This is a genomic window from Zobellia uliginosa, assembly GCF_900156625.1.
GTDB classification, from domain to species: domain Bacteria; phylum Bacteroidota; class Bacteroidia; order Flavobacteriales; family Flavobacteriaceae; genus Zobellia; species Zobellia uliginosa.
In genome coordinates, this window is sequence record NZ_FTOB01000025.1 from 1 (window position 1) to 1,425 (window position 1,425).

The window sequence follows — 1,425 nt, forward strand, 5'->3', positions numbered from 1 at the left end:
GGCTCAACACAAAAAGTTGTGGAGAGGTTAAAATTGGCCGATCTTTGAATCCAAAAAGTTAAATGCTTTCAGATTCACTATCATCTATAGCCAAATTATTATTACCTGAAGTTCTTGTGACTTATTTTGATTTGACCAAACATGAAGTTATAGACGAAGAAATACACTTTTATTTCACGGAACTAAACGATATTCCCAGGGAGTCGACCGGAGTCAAACTCCATTCCAAAGGTTTCTTTCCGGAAGCTACCGTTCAGGACTTCCCGATACGCGGCAAGAATGTATTTCTTCATATAACACGGCGTAGATGGCTTGATGAATCTACAGGTAATGTGGTTACAAGAGATTGGCAATTAGTAGCAAAAGGAACTAGGATCACTAGTGAGTTCGCTTCTTTTTTAAAAGAAATCCATTAGTAACAACGCTTCCAGCACGGCGGTCGTAGCGAAGTTCTATGGTGTAAACCCTAGAAGTCTACAACGACAATACAAAAATCACTTAAGCGATTTCAACTCCTGGAACCAAAGATCGCACGCAAAACAATGGACGTTGTTCCCGAACAATATAGGAAGCCATCTATCTCTGGATGAAACTGCTTTTTCCAATGGCGATCTATACACCGTTCTAACCAATAAAAAAGCAAAAGGAAAGAAAGGAGCTATCGTTACCATGGTCAAAGGAACCAAAGCGGAAGCTGTTATAACAATACTACATAAGATTCCTTTAAAGCAACGAAAGAAGGTCAAGGAGGTCACCTTGGACATGGCGGGCAATATGGGACTGATCGTTAAAAAATCATTCCCGAACGCCACACTGGTCATAGACAGGTTCCATGTTCAAAAATTGGCCTTGGATGCATTACAGGAAATTAGGATTAAACATAGGTGGGAAGCACTGAATATCGAAAATGACGCTATAGAAAACACTAGGGGCAAAACCTTAAAATACACACCGGTATTACTATCCAATGGAGATACATTAAAACAACTCTTGGCCAGAAGTAGATATTTATTATATAAATCCAGTAACAAATGGACCGAAAACCAAGCTAAAAGAGCAGAAATACTTTTTGAACGCTATCCCGACCTGGAAAAAGCATATGGATTATGCCAAAACCTATCTTGGATATTCAGCAACACAAAAGACAAGACCTCCGCGCTGATGCGCTTAGCGAAATGGGATGAAAAAGTAAGACAGGCCAAATTTAAAAGCTTCAACACTATTGCCAGAACTATGTCCGTTCATTACAAAAATATACTCAACTACTTTGACAACAGGAGTACAAATGCTTCGGCAGAATCATTCAATGCCAAAATAAAAGCCTTCAGAGCTCAATTCAGAGGTGTTAGAAACGTAGAGTTCTTCTTATTTAGGTTAACTAATATTTTTGCCTAAAGATAAAATCCCACAACTTTATGACTTGAT

General features: G+C 38.7%; 2 protein-coding genes. Both read left to right on the forward strand.

Annotated features, from left to right (window positions below; genetic code table 11):
• Nucleotides 1–62 precede the first annotated feature (62 nt).
• Complete coding sequence (locus tag BW980_RS22080) at nucleotides 63–416, forward strand: ISAon1 family transposase N-terminal region protein (RefSeq protein WP_076457314.1); 354 nt, start codon at nucleotides 63–65, stop codon at nucleotides 414–416.
• A complete protein-coding gene (locus tag BW980_RS22085; protein WP_076457315.1) occupies nucleotides 412–1,395 on the forward strand; it encodes an ISAon1 family transposase in 984 nt (327 codons plus the stop codon). The genes BW980_RS22080 and BW980_RS22085 overlap by 5 nt, the downstream gene beginning before the upstream one ends.
• Nucleotides 1,396–1,425: the final 30 nt, after the last annotated feature.